At 71.2% G+C, this 17,615-nt stretch carries 10 protein-coding genes; 6 read left to right on the forward strand and 4 right to left on the reverse strand.

The window, feature by feature from the left end; all coding sequences use genetic code 11:
* Positions 1-121: 121 nt before the first annotated feature.
* Genes pks2 through O6P37_RS12160 form a run of 5 tightly spaced genes read left to right on the forward strand, consistent with a single transcriptional unit; the run spans position 122 to position 10,596 of the window.
* Positions 122-6,397: a sulfolipid-1 biosynthesis phthioceranic/hydroxyphthioceranic acid synthase gene (gene pks2, locus O6P37_RS12145; RefSeq protein WP_269894484.1), complete on the forward strand. Its 6,276-nt coding sequence runs from the start codon at positions 122-124 to the stop codon at positions 6,395-6,397.
* A 13-nt stretch (positions 6,398-6,410) separates the two neighbouring features.
* Positions 6,411-7,892 (forward strand): condensation domain-containing protein, encoded by a 1,482-nt coding sequence (locus tag O6P37_RS12150; protein ID WP_264013839.1) that lies wholly within the window; start codon positions 6,411-6,413, stop codon positions 7,890-7,892.
* A gap of 2 nt (positions 7,893-7,894) precedes the next feature.
* Positions 7,895-8,455: a hypothetical protein gene (locus O6P37_RS28460; protein WP_332909785.1), complete on the forward strand. Its 561-nt coding sequence runs from the start codon at positions 7,895-7,897 to the stop codon at positions 8,453-8,455.
* A gap of 17 nt (positions 8,456-8,472) precedes the next feature.
* On the forward strand, positions 8,473-9,273 hold the full coding sequence (locus O6P37_RS28465; protein ID WP_332909786.1) for a hypothetical protein: 801 nt from the start codon (positions 8,473-8,475) through the stop codon (positions 9,271-9,273).
* A complete protein-coding gene (locus tag O6P37_RS12160; RefSeq protein WP_269894301.1) occupies positions 9,274-10,596 on the forward strand; it encodes a hypothetical protein in 1,323 nt (440 codons plus the stop codon).
* Here O6P37_RS12160 and O6P37_RS12165 read toward each other — a convergent pair.
* Entirely contained in the window at positions 10,571-11,839 is a 1,269-nt protein-coding gene (locus O6P37_RS12165) for a glycosyltransferase (protein WP_269894302.1), read from the reverse strand. The genes O6P37_RS12160 and O6P37_RS12165 overlap by 26 nt on opposite strands.
* A 132-nt stretch (positions 11,840-11,971) precedes the next feature.
* Between O6P37_RS12165 and O6P37_RS12170 the strand changes: the two genes are divergently transcribed.
* Entirely contained in the window at positions 11,972-15,148 is a 3,177-nt protein-coding gene (locus tag O6P37_RS12170; protein WP_269894303.1) for an MMPL/RND family transporter, read from the forward strand.
* Here O6P37_RS12170 and O6P37_RS12175 read toward each other — a convergent pair.
* From O6P37_RS12175 to O6P37_RS12185, 3 genes are read right to left on the reverse strand one after another with little or no spacing between them, the layout of a single operon-like run.
* Complete coding sequence (locus O6P37_RS12175; protein ID WP_269894304.1) at positions 15,145-15,948, reverse strand: ABC transporter permease; 804 nt, start codon at positions 15,946-15,948, stop codon at positions 15,145-15,147. The two genes, O6P37_RS12170 and O6P37_RS12175, sit on opposite strands and share 4 nt — an antisense overlap.
* On the reverse strand, positions 15,945-16,685 hold the full coding sequence (locus O6P37_RS12180; RefSeq protein ID WP_269894305.1) for an ABC transporter permease: 741 nt from the start codon (positions 16,683-16,685) through the stop codon (positions 15,945-15,947). The genes O6P37_RS12175 and O6P37_RS12180 overlap by 4 nt, the downstream gene beginning before the upstream one ends.
* Entirely contained in the window at positions 16,682-17,611 is a 930-nt protein-coding gene (locus O6P37_RS12185) for an ATP-binding cassette domain-containing protein (RefSeq protein WP_269894306.1), read from the reverse strand. The genes O6P37_RS12180 and O6P37_RS12185 overlap by 4 nt, the downstream gene beginning before the upstream one ends.
* Positions 17,612-17,615 lie beyond the last annotated feature (4 nt).

The raw sequence follows: 17,615 nt of genomic DNA on the forward strand, positions 1-17,615 counted from the left end.
CACGTACGGTTCGCACGCCCCTTTAGGTTGTGCTAACTTGCCGCAATTGACTTTGCCGTTGGCGAGACCTGCAGATGTCCTGGATGCCGGAAGAGGTAGGAGCTTCGTGATCGACAGGCCCATGACGCCCATCGCCGTCGTCGGGATGGCGTGCCGGCTGCCCGGCGGTATCGAGTCGCCCGCCGAACTGTGGGAGGCCCTGCTGCGCGGCAGTGACCTGGTCACCGAGGTGCCGGCCGACCGGTGGGATGCCGACGACTTCTACGATCCGGAGCCCGGTGTGCCCGGCCGGTCGGTGTCCAAGTGGGGCGGCTTCCTCGACGACGTCGGTGGATTCGACGCCGACTTCTTCGGCATCAGCGAGCGCGAAGCGACCGCCATCGACCCGCAGCATCGCCTGCTCCTCGAAACAGCTTGGGAAGCAGTCGAACACGCCGGTATCGCACCCGCATCGCTGGCCGGCAGCCAGACCGGCGTCTTCGTCGGCATGACGCACAACGACTACCAGTTGGTCACCGCCGAGGCCGACGCCATCGCCGGACCCTACGGGTTCACCGGCAGCAATTACGGTCTGGCCTCCGGACGGATCGCCTACCACCTCGGCGTGCACGGCCCGGCCTTCACCGTCGACTCCGCATGCTCGTCGGCGCTGCTCGCGGTGCACATGGCGTGCCGGAGCCTGCACGACGGCGAGAGCAGCATGGCGCTGGCGGGCGGGGTCAACGTGCTGCTCGAGCCCCGCAAGATGGCCTCGGGCTCGGCGCAGGGCATGCTCTCCGCGACGGGTCGGTGCCGGGCGTTCGACGTCGACGCCGACGGCTTCGTCTCCGGTGAAGCAGCGGTGATGCTGCTGTTCAAGAGGCTGCCGGATGCGCTGGACGACGGGGACCGCGTGCTCGCGGTGATCCGCGGCACCGCGACGAACCAGGACGGCCGCACGGTCAACATCGCCACCCCGTCGCCGGCCGCCCAGGAGTCCGTCTACCGGGCCGCGCTCGCCGCGGGCGGCGTCGACCCGGTCACCGTCGGTTACGTCGAGGCGCACGGCACCGGAACCCCGGTCGGCGACCCCATCGAATACACCAGCCTCGCGAAGGTCTACGGCACGGCCGGACGGTGCGTCCTCGGGTCGGCCAAGACGAACCTCGGACACGCCCAGTCGGCGTCGGGTGCGCTCGGCCTGATGAAGGCGGTACTGGCGCTGCAACACGCGCAGGTGCCGCCGAACCTGCATTTCAACCGGCTCCCCGAACAGATGGCGGAGGTGCAGACCGGGCTGTTCGTGCCGCAGACGGCGACGCCGTGGCCCGTCGAGGGCGACCACCCGCGCCGCGCCGCCGTGTCGTCCTACGGACTGTCCGGAACGAATGTGCACCTGGTCGTCGAACAGTCCCCGGGCATGGCCGCGCCGCGGATCGTCGAGGAGAACGACTCGACCGCACGCGACCTGAGCGCACCGTGGTTGTTCCCGCTGTCGGCCACCTCGCCGGAGTCGTTGCGGCAGACGGCGGCACGGCTCGCCGACTGGGTCGACGCCCGGATCGGCGGCGACCCCGCGGATCTCCGGGACCTGGCCTACACGCTCGCCCGCCGCCGCGCGCACCGCACCGTGCGCACCGCGGTGTTGGCAGGCAGCGCAACCGAACTCGTCGACGCCCTGCGTCGGGTGGCGGCGGGTGACACGCCGCCGCAGACGCCGGCAGCCGACACCGGTCAGGGCCCCGTGTGGGTGTTCTCCGGCCAGGGGTCGCAGTGGGCCGCGATGGGTGCGGCGCTGCTGGCCGCCGAGCCGCGCTTCGCCGAGGCCGTCGCCGAGGTCGAGCCGCTGATCGCCCTGGAATCGGGTTTCTCGGTGACCGAGGCGATGTCGGCGCCCGAGACGGTCACCGGCATCGACCGGGTACAGCCCACCGTGTTCGCCGTCCAGGTCGCCCTCGCGAGAACGCTTGCCGGATACGGGGTTCGGCCTGCGGCGGTGATCGGGCACTCGATGGGCGAGGCGGCCGCAGCCGTCGTCGCCGGCGCCCTCACACTCGCCGACGGCGTGGCCGTGATCTGCAGGCGGTCCCGGCTGATGCAGGCCGTCGCCGACTCGGGCGCGGCACCGGGTGCGATGGCCTCGGTGGAACTGCCCGCCCAACAGGTGCTCTCCGAACTGGCTGCCGCCGGAGCCGCCGACGTGGTGCTGTCGGTGATCGCCTCGCCGCAGTCGGCGGTGGTCGGCGGTGCGCGGTCGACGATCCGCGCGCTGGTCGCGGCCTGGGAGGAGCGCGGGGTGATGGCCAGGGAGGTGGCGGTCGACGTCGCCTCGCACTCGCCGCAGGTCGATCCGATCCTCGACGAGCTCACCGACGCCCTCGAGGGCCTCGAGCCGTCGGAACCGTCGATCCCGTACTACTCGGCCACGCTCTACGACCCGCGGGAACCGGCCGACTACGACGGCTGGTACTGGGCGGACAACCTGCGGCACGCGGTGCGGTTCGCCGCCGCGGTGCAGGCGGCGCTCGAGGACGGGTTCCGCGTCTTCGCCGAGCTCTCGCCGCACCCGCTGCTGACCCACGCGGTCGACCAGAACGCCAAGGCCCTCGACGTCTCGATCGCGGCGCTGGCGACGATGCGCCGCGGGCAGGAGACGCCGCACGGACTGCGCGACGTCCTGGTCGACCTGTTCAGCGCCGGAGCCGAGATCGACTTCACCGCGCTCTACCCCGACGGCGTGCTGGTGGACGCGCCGCTGCCGGTGTGGACACATCCGCGTCTGATGCTCAGTGCCACGCCGCGGGGCGCCGTGGCGGGCGCGCAGACGGTGGCGGCTCATCCGCTGCTCGGCGCGCACGTGCGACTGCCCGAGGAACCGGAGCGCCATGTCTGGCAGTCCGACGTCGGCACCGCGGCCCAGGCGTGGCTGGCCGACCACCGCGTGCACGATATCGCCGCACTGCCTGCGGCGGCCTACTGCGAGATGGCACTGGCCGCAGCGCGCGCCGCGCTCGGCGACACCGCCGAAGTGTGCGACCTGACCTTCGACGAGATGCTGTTGCTCGACGACGCCACCCAGGTGTCGGCCGCCGCCACGATGACCCCGTCCGGGACACTCGACTTCACCGTCGACACCTACGCCGACGGTGACCGGGTCCGCCGCGCCACCGCCCGGCTGGCTCCGGCTGCGGAGCCACGCCACACGCCCACCCACGACATCGCGCAGCTGCTCGCCGCGCACCCCGTGGCGGTCGACGGACCGGCACTGCGCGCGTGGTTCGACGTACATCACATCCAGTACGGACCGGCATTCGCCGGCGTGACCGCGGCGCACACGTCCGACGCGGGCGCCTCGGTGCTCGCCGAGGTGGCGCTGCCGGGAGCCGTGCGCTCGCAGCAGAGCGCGTACGGCATTCACCCCGCACTGCTTGACGCGTGCTTCCAGGCCGTCGGCGCCCACCCGCACCTGCACGCGGACCGGTCGGGGGCCATCATGCTCCCGCTCGGCGTGAGCCGCCTGCGGGTCAACGGCCCGGTGCGCGCCGCACGCTACTGCCTGGTCACCGTGACAGCCGCCACCGCGACCGCGGTCGAGGCGGATCTCGACGTCCTCGACGAGACCGGCGCGGTGCTGGCGGAGGTCACCGGCCTGCGGCTCGGCACGGGCCTCTCGGCGGATGCCCGTCGCCGGCGGGTGCTCGACGACCGGCTCCTCACCGTCGACTGGCGCCCGATGGAGGCGCCGGCCGGCGGCGCCGCCGAAGCCGGCCGCTGGTTGCTCGTCAGCGCGTCCGCCGACGCGCGCACCGCGGCGCTCGCCGAGGCGTTGCTGGCCCGCGGCGCCGACATTCGCACCACCGCGTTCCCGGCCGTCGCACCCCAGGACGCCGGCGGTTGGCTGCGTGAAGGGCTGATGGCGCAACCACATTCGGCGCTGGTCCTGGTGACGTCCGGCTCCGCTGCCGATCCGCTGGCGGACCGGTCCGCAGAATCGGTGTCGCAGGTGGTGCGCATCGCGCGCGAGATCGCCGACGTGCCGGGCGACGTGCCCCGGCTGTACGTGCTGACGGAGAACGCCCAGACGGTCGACGCCGCAGACGCCGCCACCCTCACCCACGCCGGGTTGCGCGGCCTGATGCGGGTGCTCGCGATCGAACAACCCGCGTTGCGCGCCACCCAGGTCGACGTGGACGCCGCCACCGAGCTGTCCCTGGTGGCCGCCCAGCTGCTGTCGGATTCCGACGAGGACGAGACCGCGTGGCGGGCCGGCGCCTGGCACGTGGCGCGCCTGAGCCCGGGCCCCCTGCATCCCGAGGACCGGTACACCCGAACGGTCAAGTACGACAGCGACGGCGTCCGGCTACAGATCCGCAAGCCCGGCGATCTGCAGTCACTCGAGCTCGTCGCCTTCGACCGGCGCCCACCCGGCCCCGGCCAGATCGAGGTGGCGGTGACCGAGTCGAACCTCAACTTCGCCGACGTCCTGGTCGCATACGGGCGGTACCCCTCGTTCGAGGGCCGGCTGCCGCAACTCGGCGCCGACTTCGCCGGAGTGGTCACCCGGGTGGGACTCGGTGTCACCGACCACCGTCCGGGCGACCGCGTCGCCGGCGTCGCGGCCAGCGGGGCCTGGAGCACGTTCGTCACGTGCGACGCGAACCTGGCGGTCACCCTGCCCGCCGGTGTGCCGGAACACCGCGCGGCCGCCGTGCCCAGCGCCCACGCCACGGCGTGGTACAGCCTGCACGACCTGGCGAGGATCTCGTCCGGCGACAAGGTGCTGATCCACTCGGCGACGGGCGGGGTGGGCCAGGCGGCCATCGCCATCGCCCGTGCCGCCGGCGCCAACATCTACGCCACCGCGGGCAGCCCCGCCAAACGTGAACTGCTGCGCAGCATGGGGATACGGCACGTCTACGACTCGAGGTCCGTCGAGTTCGCCGAACTGATCAGGCGCGACACCGACGGCTACGGCGTCGACATCGTGCTCAACTCGCTGCCCGGCGCCGCCGCCCGTGCGGGCCTGGAACTGCTGTCGTTCGGCGGCCGGTTCGTCGAGATCGGCAAGCGGGACATCTACGGTGACACCAAGTGGGGGCTCTACGCGTTCCGGCGCAACCTGGCCTTCTTCGCCGTGGACCTGGCGCTGCTGACGTTGACCAGTCCGGACACCGTGCGGCGGGTACTCGAGACGGTGTTCGGCCAGATCGCCGACGGCGTGCTGCCGCCACCGGAGACCACCCACTACCCGCTGGCTGACGCGGCGTCGGCGATCCGGGCGATGGGCTCGGCCGAGCACACCGGCAAGCTCGTGCTCGACATCCCGCAGGACGGCCACAGCCGGGCGGTGACGCCGCCCGAAGAGGTCGTCACCTTCCGCGCCGACGGCTCCTACGTCATCAGCGGCGGCATGGGTGGCCTCGGGCTGTTCCTCGCCGAACGGATGGCGGCGAACGGGTGCGGCCGGATCGTGCTCAACGGACGGTCCGCCCCCGGCGCCGCGGCGTCGGCCGTCATCGAACGAATCCGGCGCAGCGGCACCGAGATCGAGGTCTGCCTCGGAGACATCGGCAGCCCCGACACCGCGGAACGGGCCGTCGCGGCCGCCACCGCGACGGGGCTTCCGGTGCGCGGCGTGCTACACGCCGCGGCGGTGCTGCAGGACGCCACGCTCGGCAACATCACCGACGACCTGATCGAGCGGGTGTGGGCGCCGAAGGTGCTGGGCGCCTGGAATCTGCACGAGGCGACGCTCGACCAGCCACTGGACTGGTTCTGTTCCTTCTCGTCGGCGGCCGCGCTGGTCGGCTCACCCGGACAGGGCGCCTACGCCGCGGCCAACAGCTGGCTCGACGGCTTCACGCGCTGGCGCCGGGCACGCGGTCTGCCCGCGCACTCGATCGCGTGGGGTGCGTGGGCCGAGATCGGCCGCGGCCAGGTGCTGGCGGAAGACGCCGCGATGGCAATCGCGCCGGACGACGGCGCCCATGCGCTGGAGACGCTGTTGCGGCACAACCGCGCCCACACCGGCTACGCCCCGGTCGCGGGTGCGGCGTGGCTGACCGGGTTCGCGCAGCGCAGCAAGTTCGCCGAGGCGTTCCGGCATGCCGGCGACGGCCGACGGGCGGGCAGTTCGTTCCTCAGCGAGCTACGCAACCTGCCCGCCGAGGAGTGGAGCGGGCGGCTGCGCCGGCTGATCGCCGACCAGATCGGTCTCATCCTGCGCCGCACCGTCGACCTCGATCGTCCGCTCGCGCAGTACGGCCTCGACTCCCTCGGCGTGCTCGAGGTCCGCACCAGGATCGAGGCGGAGACCGGGATCAGGGTCGCCACGAGCGACATCACGACCGCGCGCGCCCTCGCGGAGCATCTGGCGACGGTGCTGGCGGACGAGCATGTGCCGGCGGTTGTCTCGTGAGGAGGAGGAGCCGATGGTCGCGTTGAGATCCGTCCACGACTGGGCGGGGGAGCCGGGCGAGGTGGTGTCCTGGCACCCGTCGCCGGCCACGATGGCCAAGATCGGCAACGCGCCGATCAGTGCGGTCCCGCCGAGTTACCAGCAAGAGCAGCACATCCGGACGTTCCTGCGGCGGAAAGCCGCCGGTGCGGACATGGCGCGCCTGAACATCCCCGCGTGGGACATGCCGGGCCAGTGTGACCTGCGTGCGATGACGCACGTCCTCAACGCCTACGTCCGGCGGCACGACACCTATCACAGCCGGTTCGAGATGGCCGCCGACGGCGGCATCGTCCGGCGCACGCTGCAGAATCCCCGCGACCTCAAGTTCGTGCCGACCGCGCACGGTGAGATGGCGGCCGCGCAGTGGCGCGAGCACATCCTCGGCACGCCCGATCCGCTGCAGTTCGACTGCGTCAACTTCGGGATCATCCAGCGCAAGAACCACTTCACGTTCTACATCAGTGTCGACCACGTCCACACCGACGCGCTGTTCATGTGCCTGGTGCTCGTCGAGATCCACATGATGTACCAGACGCTGGTCACCGGTGGGGCGCCGTTCGCCCTGGAAGACGCGGGCAGCTACGACGACTACTGCCTGCGCCAGCGTGAGTACACCTCGGCACTGACCCTGGACTCACCCGAGGTGCGGGAGTGGGTCCGGTTCGCCGAGGACGGCGACGGCATCCTCCCGCGCTTCCCGCTGCCGCTGGGCGACCTCTCGGTACCGTGCGGCGGCGACATGGTGGTCGTCCAGTTGCTCGATGCCGCGCAGACCCGGCGCTTCGACGCCGTGTGCACCAACCTCGGCGTCCGGTTCAGCGGGGGAGTCTTCGCCTGCGCCGCCCTGACCGACCACCAGTTCACCGGCGCGCCGACCTATCACGTCGTCACCCCGGTGACCACCCGACGGACCACGGCGGAGTTCATGACCACCGGGTGGTTCGCCGGCCTGGTGCCGATCACCGTGCCGGTCGACGCGCAGTCCTTCGCCGACACCGCGCGCAGCGCGCAGTCGTCCTTCGACAGCGGGTCGCACCTCGCGCACGTCCCGGTCGAACGGATCCTCGAACTCGCCGCGGGGCCGCTGGGCATGCGCGCGCCGGGTCCTGGCGCCGCGATGGTGTCCTACCTCGACGCCGCCCTTCCGCCGTTGTCTCCGGCCATCATCGCGGAGTGGGAGGCGATGAACGGAAAGTTGTTCTGCGACAGCCGATCCGCTGATCAGATCGGGATGTGGGTGAACCGCACCGACCGGGAGACCGTGGTGACCGTCGCGTTCCCCGACAATCCGGTCGCGCGGGACTCGCTGCAGCGGTACCTGCAGGCGATGAAGAGCGTGTTCGCGCGGGTCGCCGACGGTGACGGCGCGACGGCGCCCGCGGCGCACCGCCATGGGATGACCCGGCACCACAGCACATCCCGTCCCGGACTGACGCCGGTCGCCGGGGGCTGACGATGGCGATCGACGCAGCGCCTGCGACGGTGGCCGCGCCCGCCCGCCGCCGCGCGGCACAGCGCGACGACCGGCTCGCCTACCTCGATCAGGCGATGTATCTCGGGCTGCGGGCCACGGGTCAGGCAGCGGTGATGCAGTGCGTGTGGATCTACGAGCACCCCGTCGATCTCGACGGCCTCGAGCGGTTCGGCCGCAATTTCGGTCATGGCCTGGCCGGTCGGCGTATCGAGCGTTCGGCACTGCCGTTCGGCAGGCACCGCTGGGTGGCGTCGCCGGGTGTGGCGCCGGGCATCGACGTCGCCGAGCGTCCCCGGCCGCGTGCCGAACTCGGTGACTGGATCGACGAGAGAGCGGTGCTGCCGGTCGATCCCGAGTGGGGACCGGGCTGGCACCTCGGCGTGCTCCCGATGACCGACGGGTCCACGGCGGTCAGCCTCGTCGGGTCCCACTGCCTCGGCGACGGCGGTGGCGCCCTGCTCACGGTGCTCAGCGCCGCCACCGGCAACGTGTACGACTTCGGGTATCCGCCGCGGGGATCGCGCAGGATGCCCGCCAGCTGATCCGGGATCTGCCCGAGGTGGGCCGGACCCTCGCCGCCGCCGCAAAATTGGCCCGTCGCAACAGAACCGCGGGCAAGGCGCCGAAGGACCGGCGTACCAAGCGTGCTGTTCACCTCGACAACACCCGGCACGTCGCGGTACCGGCGGTCACGGCCTTCCTCGACATCGCCGACTGGGACGCGCGGGCGAGCGCCCTCGGGGGCAACACCTACTCGCTGCTCGCAGGCTTCGCGGCGCGACTCGCCGAAGCCATGGGCCGCACCGGCGCCGAGGGAAAGGTGCCGCTGATCGTCCCGATCAACGACCGTGCCGACCTGGACGACACGCGCGCCAACGCGGTGAAGCTGGCCAACGTCCGCATCGACCCGTCGGATGTCACGCGCGACCTGTCCCGGGCGCGAGCAGAGCTCAAGCGTTCGCTCGCCGCGCTCGGCGACGAGCCGGACGGTGCCCTGCAACTGCTGCCCCTGGTGCCGTTCCTGCCGAGGCGGGCGGTGAAGGCCGCCGCAGAATCGGCGTTCGGTTTTTCCGACCATCCGGTGTCGTGTTCCAACCTCGGCGACCTGCCCGCCGAGATCGGCCGCGCCGACGGCACGGACGCCGAGTACGTGTTCATGCGAGGAGTCGACCAGCACATCACGCTGCGGGTGCTCGAACAGCGGCACGGCCTGCTGACCGTCGTCGGCGCCAGGATCAACGGGCGCATCTCGATCGCCGTCATCGGATACCAGGCAGGTGCGCCGAACTCGAAGGCCGGCCTGCGCCGCCTCGTCGAGCACACGCTGTCCGAATTCGGACTCGACGGCGTGGTCTTCTAGATGACCGACCACCGGCTGGCCTACCTCGACCAGGCGACCTTCCTCTCGCAGCAGGCGACCGGCCGCGCGCAGCTCACCCAGTTGGTCTGGCTCTACGAGCATCCGGTGGACCACGCCGGTCTGAAGGCCTTCCACCAGAACTTCGGCTATGGTCTCGCGGGCCGGCGCATCGAGCGGTCGGCGCTGCCCTTCGGCAGACACCGGTGGGTGAGCTCGACGGGGCCTGCCGCCGACCTCGCCATCGCCGACGGCGGCCGGCCTCGCTCCGAACTCGGCGACTGGATCGACGAACGCGCCCAGGTGCCGGTCGATCCCGAGTCGGGCCCCGGCTGGCACCTCGGCGTGCTGCCGATGTCCGACGGCTCGACCGCGGTCAGCCTGGTCGGCTCACACTGCCTGTTCGACGGTGTCGGAGTGCTGCAGACGGTGGCGCAGGCGGCCGACGGCGTGGTGCGCGAACTCGACTATCCGCCACCAGATCCCGGTGCGCGGCGGCGCCTGCGCGCGAACGAGGTCGCGCTGACGGTGCGGGAGCTGGGGTCTGCGGGCCGCGCTCTGCTCGCCGGCGCGAAGCTGGCCCTGCGGCGCCGCCGCGACAGCCCGCAGACCCCGGCGGCAGAGCATGCGGTGGGCGACGGCACCGTCGTCATCCCCGCGATCTCGGTCTTCGTCGACCTCGCCGACTGGGATCGCGCCGCCGAACGGCTTGGTGGCAACAGTTATTCGATGCTGGCCGGATACGCCGCGGCGCTGGCCGCGCGGATCGAGCGCTGCCACGCCGAACACGGGACCGTGGCGCTGCTGATCGCGCTCAGCGACCGCGCCGAGCACGACACCCGGGCCAACGCACTGCGATTCGCCCGCGTCGACGTCGATCCGAAGGGGGTCAGCACCGACCTCTCGGCGGCGAGGACGGCGATCCGCGGTGCGCTCGCGACGTTGCGGGAGGTGCCCGACGAGACGTTCGCGCTGCTGCCGCTGACCCCGTTCATCCCGAAACGGGCGGTGCGGGGGATGAGCACCGCGGTGTTCGGTGGTCTGCCGGTGTCATGCTCGAACGTCGGCGACCTGGACCCGGCGGTGTCGCGCGTCGACGGCACCGACGCCGAGTACTTCCTGTTGCGGCCGGTGGACCAGAATCTCCGCAGGGCCGAGATCGAGCGCGCCGGTGGTCATCTCGTGGTCGTCGCGGGCCGGATAGGCGGCCGGATGAGCATCGGCGTGGTCGCCTACCAGCCCGGGGCGGTCAACACCAAGGCCCGGCTCTCGGCACTGGCCACCGAGGTGCTCGGCGAGTTCAGGCTCGCCGGGGTGATCGTCTGACCGGTGTGTCACGGCGATCCGCGGCCGCCTCGAGGAGATCGGCTGCCGTGGCGACGCTCTGGGCCGGCGTGGTCATCCGGGCCGCGAAGTCACGGGCGTTGGACGCGTGGCGAGGCGCCAGCGTGGCGCGCAGACCGTCGCGCAACGAGTCCGCGGTGACCTTCGAGAAGCGCTGAGCCGTACCGACTCCCAGGCGTTTCACCTGTGCCGCCCAGATCGGCTGCTCGGCCCCGATCCACAGGATCATCGTCGGGGCACCGGCGCGCAGGCCGGCCGCCGTCGTGCCCGCCCCACCGTGATGGACGACGGCGCGGCACTTCGGGAACACGACTGCGTGCTTGACCGTCGGCACCACCTTGACGTGATCGGCCGTCGCGGCGCGCAGATCCCAGACCCCCGAGCACACCAGCGCACGCTCACCCAGGTCGGCGCACACCCGGGTGATCATGGCCAGCGCATCCGCCGGCGATTCGACCGGCATACTTCCGAAACCGAAGTAGATCGGCGGCGTCCCGGCGTCGATCCACGACGATGTCGCGGCGTCCACATCGGTGCCGAGTTCCAGGGTCAGTCCGCCGATCACCGGGCGGATCCCGGCCCAGTCCTCCGCCAGGCCGGGGAAGAACAGCGGGTCGTAGGCCTGGATCTCGACCGCGCCGCGCTCGATGATCCTGCGGATCGGGCGTACCCGGGCCGCGGGCAGGCCGAGCGCCCGGCGCTGGGCGTCCTCGGCGGGCTTCACCAGCCGCCAGTGCAGCGACTCCGCGGCCGGCCACACGGCACGCACCAGCCGGCCGGGCAACCGGACCGGAATGATCTGGGTGTTCGCCCGGAAAGGGAAGTAGTGCAACGCCGCTAGCGGGATGCCGAGGTGTTCCGCGACGTTCGCGGCCACGTCCTCGTAGGTGGTTCCGGTCAGCAGGAGATCGGCGTCATGCGCCAAATCGACCAGCGCATCGCTCATTTCGGACCAGCCCTCGGACATGTACTCCCTGAGCTGGCGCAGCGCCGTCAGCGGGTTGCGCAGCCCCCATGACTCACGGAAAATCTCGGCCTCGAGTTGTTGCTGTGAGTCCACACCGTAGGGCACCGCAACGTCGAGTCCGGTTGCTGCGACGAATCCGACGAGGTTGGGCGGCACCGCGATTCGCACCTGATGTCCCCGGCGTTGCAGTTCGAGTGCGACGGCCGCGCAGGGCTCCACGTCGCCACGGGTCCCGTGGACCGCGATTGCGAATCTCATTGGGCTGCGCGCGACTCCTCTTCAACGAGCACAGCCGATTACACCACGCGATCCACCGCGGTGGGCGGTCAGGCCGGACCCGAAAGCCACCGGGGCGCACCGGTGACAGCCCGCCCCATGTAGCGTTGTGAAATGTTCTTGCGCGCCCCTTCTCGAGGCGTGTTCGAACACGGCGGCCTGCCCGCCCTCGGCCGCTTGATCGTGCGTCATCCGGTGCTGGTGATCGTCGCGTGGGTCGCGACCGCGGTGGTGCTCCTGCTCACCGTGACACCGCTGGCCGTCGTCGCGCAGAAGAACCCGCCGCCCTTCCTGCCGGAACAGTCCCCGGTCCTGATCGCCGGCGAGAAGATGCAGGAGGCCTTTGGCGAGGCCGGCTCGGGCAACGTCGCCGTGGTGGTGCTGAGCAACGAGAACGGCCTGACGCAGGCCGACGAGGCCGTGTACGCCGACCTCGTCGCGAAGCTCAAGGCGGACACCCCCTGGGTCGAGTCCACGCAGGACTTCCTGGAGACACCCGAACTGCGCCAGGTGATGACCAGCGAGGACGGCAAGGCCTGGAATCTGCCGATCAGCCTGTCCGGCACGATGGGCACCCCGTCTGGTCAGGAGGCCTACCGCGAGGTCATCGCGCTCGTCAAGGAGACGACCGCCGGGACCACACTGACCGCGAACGTCGTCGGGGCCGCCGCGACGCTCGACGACATCAACGCGATCGGCGCGCGTGACCAGGTGGTCATCGAGATCTCGACGGTGGTCACCATCCTGATCATCCTGACGCTGGTGTACCGCAACCTGGTGGCGATGCTGATGCCGGTGCTCACCATCGGCGTCTCGCTGGTGGTGGCCCAGCAGGTGGTCGCCGCGCTCGGCGAGGTGGGGCTGGGGCTCGGCCCGCAGACCCTGGTGCTGATGACCGGAATGATCATGGGCGCGGGCATCGACTACGCGGTGTTCCTGTTCAGCAGGTACCAGGAGCTGGTCAGGTCGGGCATGGAGTCCGACGACGCGCTGGTCGAGGCGCTCCGGTCGATCGGCGAGGTGATCGCCGGTTCGGCCGGGACGGTCGCGCTGACCTTCCTCGCGCTGTCCTTCGCCACGCTCGGCGTCTTCTGGACCGTGGGGCCGGCGCTGGCCGTCACCATCGCGATCGGGTTCCTGGCGTCGATCACGCTGCTGCCCGCGCAGATCGTGCTCGCCGGCCGGCGGGGCTGGGTGAAGCCGCGGCGCGACGAGCGCACCCGACAGTTCTGGCGGCGGACCGGGGTGCACATCGTCCGCAAGCCGGTCATCCACCTGATGGCCAGCCTGGCGGTGCTGGCGGTGTTCGCCGGGTGCACGGCCTTCGCCAAGTTCAACTTCGACGACCGGCAGAGCCTGCCCGCCGACGCCGAGAGCAACCTCGGATACGAGGCGATGACCAAGCACTTCCCGATCAGCACGACGCTGCAGCAGTTCATCCTCATCCGGTCGCCCGACCAGGACCTGCGAACCCCGCAGGCGCTGGCCGACATGGAACAGATGGCCGCTCGGATCGCCCAGCTCCCGGGCATCGACATGGTGCGGGGCATCACCCGACCGTCGGGCGAGATGCTCGAACAGGCACGGGCCACCTACCAGGCCGGGGAGGTCGGCGGGAAGCTCCGCGAGGCCTCCACCACGATCACCGACAACGACGGCAACCTCACCACCCTCACCGACGGCGCCGATCAGCTGGCCGACGTCCTCGACCAGATGCGCAACGGCGTCGTCGGGGCGCTGGGCAGCATCCGCGGACTGGCCGGCGCGCTGGACGAGATGGGCAGCACCGAGGGCGGCGGCAGCACGCTCGACGAGATCGACAAGGCGGCCACACTCGTGGGCAGCATGCAGGGCCTCGGGGACTCGCTGCGCGACAGCGTCACCCGGATGAACGACCTGTACGCGTGGGCGACGCCCGTGGTGAACGGCCTGAACCGGAGCATCGCGTGCAACGTGGATCCCGCGTGCGTCGCCGCCCGCAACGACCTGCGGCGCATCGTCGACGCGCGCAACGACGCCGCGCTCGACAGCCTCGGCGCGCTCAGTACGCAACTGGAGTCCACCAGCGGGACCGACACCGTCGACGAGACGCTGAAGGGCCTCAGCGAGAACCTGACCCGTGCCACCCAGGCCGCCCGGGAACTGGGCCTCGGCGAACCGGGGGAGGCGGAGACGCGGCTGAACGACCTGCTGAACGGCGCCAACACGCTCGCCGACTCGAGCCGCAGACTCGCCGACGGCGTGCGGCTGCTGGTCGACCAGACCCGCCAGATGGGCGGGGGACTGGACCAGGCGTCGTCGTTCCTGCTGGCGATGCGCAGCGACGCGGCGGAACCGCCGATGTCGGGTTTCTACATCCCGCCGGAAGTGCTCACCCAGGCCGAGTTCGAGAAGGCCGCCAAGCTCTTCGTCTCCGAGGACGGCCGGACGGCGCGCTATCTGGTGCAGACCGCGCTGAACCCGTTCGGAACCGAGGCGATGGACCAGGTGGCGGAAATCCTCGCCGCGGCCGAGAGCGCACGCCCGAACACGACGCTGGCCGGGGCCGACATCGAGATGGTGGGGTTCTCGCCGGTCAACCGCGACGTGCAGCACTACTACAACGGCGATTTCCGCTTCATCGTGGTCGTCACCCTGGTGGTGGTCTTCCTCATCCTCGCGCTGCTGCTGCGGGCGATCGTGGCGCCGATCTACCTGGTGGCCACGGTGATCCTGTCCTACGCCTCCGCGCTCGGCATCGGCGTCGTGCTGTTCCAGTTCATCCTCGGCCAGGAATTGCACTGGAGCATCCCGGGTCTGGCGTTCCTGGTGCTCGTGGCGGTGGGCGCCGACTACAACCTGTTGCTGATCTCCCGGATCCGTGACGAGTCGTGGCGCGGGGTGCGCTCAGGGGTGATCCGCACCGTCGGCGCGACCGGCGGCGTCATCACCTCTGCCGGCCTGATCTTCGCCGCGTCGATGCTGGCTCTGACCGTCAGCAGCATCACCACGATCGTCCAGATGGGCTTCGTGATCGGCGTCGGACTGCTGCTCGACACGTTCGTGGTGCGCACCGTCACCGTTCCCGCGCTGTGTGTGCTGGTGGGCAACGCGAACTGGTGGCCCTCCAAGCGACCCACCGAGAAGCCGCACGAGATATCACACAGACCGCCACCGAAGAAGCGCCCGACAGTGACCCCGGCTCGACCGGATCCGGCCGGCGAGCACGACGACGACTGTGGCGACTGCGAATTCGCGGTCGCCGCCCAGGCGGCCGACCGGGTGGCCGAGGCCTGGACCGGCCGGCCCTAGCCCGGGCCGCCGGACTCCGCGGCCGCACGGTACCGCCGGACCGCCAGCGGACCGAACACCGCCAGCAGCACGACGAGCCAGGCGACGGCCGCGAGGAACGAGGCGCCGGCAGGCTCACCCTCGGCCAGCGCGCGCATAGATTCCACGACCGGCGTCAGCGGCTGCACCCGCAGCGCGGGCTGCAACCACTCGGGGAACAACTCGATGGGCGCCACGCCGCCGGTGCAGAACGCCATGCCGATGGACGCCGCACCCAGCAGGGTGAGCAGAGCGGTGCTGCGGGACCGCACCGCGACGGCGATCACCAGGGTGGCGAAGACGGCGACCACGAGCACCGGGATGAGCAGGAACGGGACCACCGCCAGCCAGCTGCCCTCGAATCGCAGCCCGAGCAGGAGCCCGACCAGCAGGATGATGCTGCCCGCGCCGAGGGTCCGGACGGCCTCGGCGAGCACGCTGCCCGCCACGAAGCTGCGCCGGTCGACCGGCAGCACCCAGAAGCGGCTCAGCAGGCCGCTGTCCCGTTCGTACGGCAGCTGCAGACCCGCCCCGACCGCGCCCATCATGGCGCCGGCCACGGTGCACATCGGGACCAGGGCGGTCAGGTTGTCGGCACCGGTCAGGCGCACCATCGACGTGCTGACCACCAGGTAGTAGATGAGCAACAACACGGTGGGCAGCAGCAGCGACTGCAGCGGGACCATCGGATGACGCCGCCAGTGCGTCAGCATGCGCCCGGCGACGATCACCGTCGCCATCGGGAACGAGGTGCGGCGGCCGGTGGCCGTCGGACTGCTCACCGCGGCCGCCGCTGCATGCGCACCGCGACAGCGCCGAGTGTCACCAGCAGGCCGAGGCACCACGCCGTGGTGAGCGCCAGACCGCCTGTGCCGACGCCGCCGCCGGCCAGGCCGCGCATGGTGTCGGTGATCTGGGATACGGGCTGGTGCGCCACGAACGGCCGCACCCAGCCGGGGAACGACTCGGCGGGCGCCAGACCCGTGGACACCAGCACCAGCACGAGCTGCGGCACCAGCAGCAGCTGACCGGCTCCCGGGCGGCGCATCCACGTCCCGGCCGCATCGGCGCCCAGCGACAGCGCCAGCGTCAGCACCAGAGGGCACAGCAGGAACGCGACCGTCGGGCCGGGACCGCCGGTGAACCGGAAGCCCAGCGCGAACGCGGTCGCCATCGCCGCGGCGAGCGCCAGCACACCGCGGATCATGCAGTAGTTCATCCTGGCGATCATCGGGGCCAGCACGGTGATCGGCTGGGTGCGGAGCCGGGTCGAGAACCCCGACGCCTGCTCCCAGGCGGCCCGGTCGGCGGTCGTGACGGCGCCGAGGAGCATCGCCTGCAGGATGACGGCGGGCAGCACGTAGGTGGCGTAACTCATGTCGCCGGTGTCGATCACGTGCTGCAGCGCCACGTTGAGTCCCAACAGCGTCACCACCGGCGCGAGAACACCCAGCGCCAGGTCGAAGTCGCGAACCGCGACCTGGACGGTCCGCTCGGTCAGCGCGGCGATCGCCGTCATCGGCTCAGCGCGGCCCGGGTCATGTGCAGGAACACCTCGTCGAGCGTCGGCTTGCGCAGCGAGATGTCGATCAGCTCCACACCCAGCTCGTCGGTGCGGCGGCACACCTCGCTCAACGTCGCGACGCCGCCAAGCGCGCGGACCGAGACGGTGTTGGCGTCCTCGTCGGTGTCGATGTCGTCGATGTCGCCCAGCACGGCGCACACGCGTGCCATGTCGGCGGCGTGCACGAGGGTGACCTGGCAGTAACTGCCCCCGGCCCGCTGCTTCAACTCCTCTGCGGTGCCGCGGGCGACCACCCGCCCCGAGTCGAGGATCACGATGGCGTCACTGAGCACGTCGGCCTCTTCGAGGTACTGCGTGGTCAGCAGCACCGTGACGTCCTGCGCGGCCAGCGACGACACCAGCGTCCACACCTGCCTGCGGCTGCGCGGGTCGAGCCCGGTGGTGGGTTCGTCGAGGAAGAGCACCTTCGGCGGCACGACCAGCGCCGCGGCGATGTCGATGCGGCGGCGCATCCCGCCCGAATAGGTCTGCACGGGACGGTCGGCTGCCGACTCGAGGTCGAACTGGTCGATGAGTTCGTCGGCCCGCAGCAGCGCGGCCCTGCGCCGCAGCCCCTGCAGCCGGCCGAACAGGGTGAGATTCTCCCGCCCGGTCAGCAGCAGATCGAGGCAGGCGTCCTGGCCGGTCACACCGATGCTCTCGCGCACCTGCGCGGCCTGCTCGACGACGTCGTAGCCGGCCACCCGCGCACGCCCCGACGTCGGCGAGACCAACGTCGACAGGATCTGGACGGTCGTCGTCTTGCCGGCACCGTTGTGGCCGAGCAGCGCCAGCACCGAACCGGTCGGCACCGAGAAGCTGACGTCATCCAGCGCGGTCAACCCGGGATAGGTCTTGCTCAGGCCGCTGCACTCGATCATCGGG

The sequence above is a fragment of the Mycobacterium hippophais genome (assembly GCF_027529605.1).
GTDB lineage: Bacteria > Actinomycetota > Actinomycetes > Mycobacteriales > Mycobacteriaceae > Mycobacterium > Mycobacterium arseniciresistens.

Coding starts and splice junctions, on each gene's coding strand:
- pks2 (WP_269894484.1), top strand. CDS start 122: ATGACGCCCATCGCCGTCGTCGGGATGGCGTGCCGGCTGCCCGGCGGT.
- O6P37_RS12150 (WP_264013839.1), top strand. CDS start 6,411: ATGGTCGCGTTGAGATCCGTCCACGACTGGGCGGGGGAGCCGGGCGAG.
- O6P37_RS28460 (WP_332909785.1), top strand. CDS start 7,895: ATGGCGATCGACGCAGCGCCTGCGACGGTGGCCGCGCCCGCCCGCCGC.
- O6P37_RS12160 (WP_269894301.1), top strand. CDS start 9,274: ATGACCGACCACCGGCTGGCCTACCTCGACCAGGCGACCTTCCTCTCG.
- O6P37_RS12165 (WP_269894302.1), bottom strand. CDS start 11,839: ATGAGATTCGCAATCGCGGTCCACGGGACCCGTGGCGACGTGGAGCCC.
- O6P37_RS12170 (WP_269894303.1), top strand. CDS start 11,972: ATGTTCTTGCGCGCCCCTTCTCGAGGCGTGTTCGAACACGGCGGCCTG.
- O6P37_RS12180 (WP_269894305.1), bottom strand. CDS start 16,685: ATGACGGCGATCGCCGCGCTGACCGAGCGGACCGTCCAGGTCGCGGTT.
- O6P37_RS12185 (WP_269894306.1), bottom strand. CDS start 17,611: ATGATCGAGTGCAGCGGCCTGAGCAAGACCTATCCCGGGTTGACCGCG.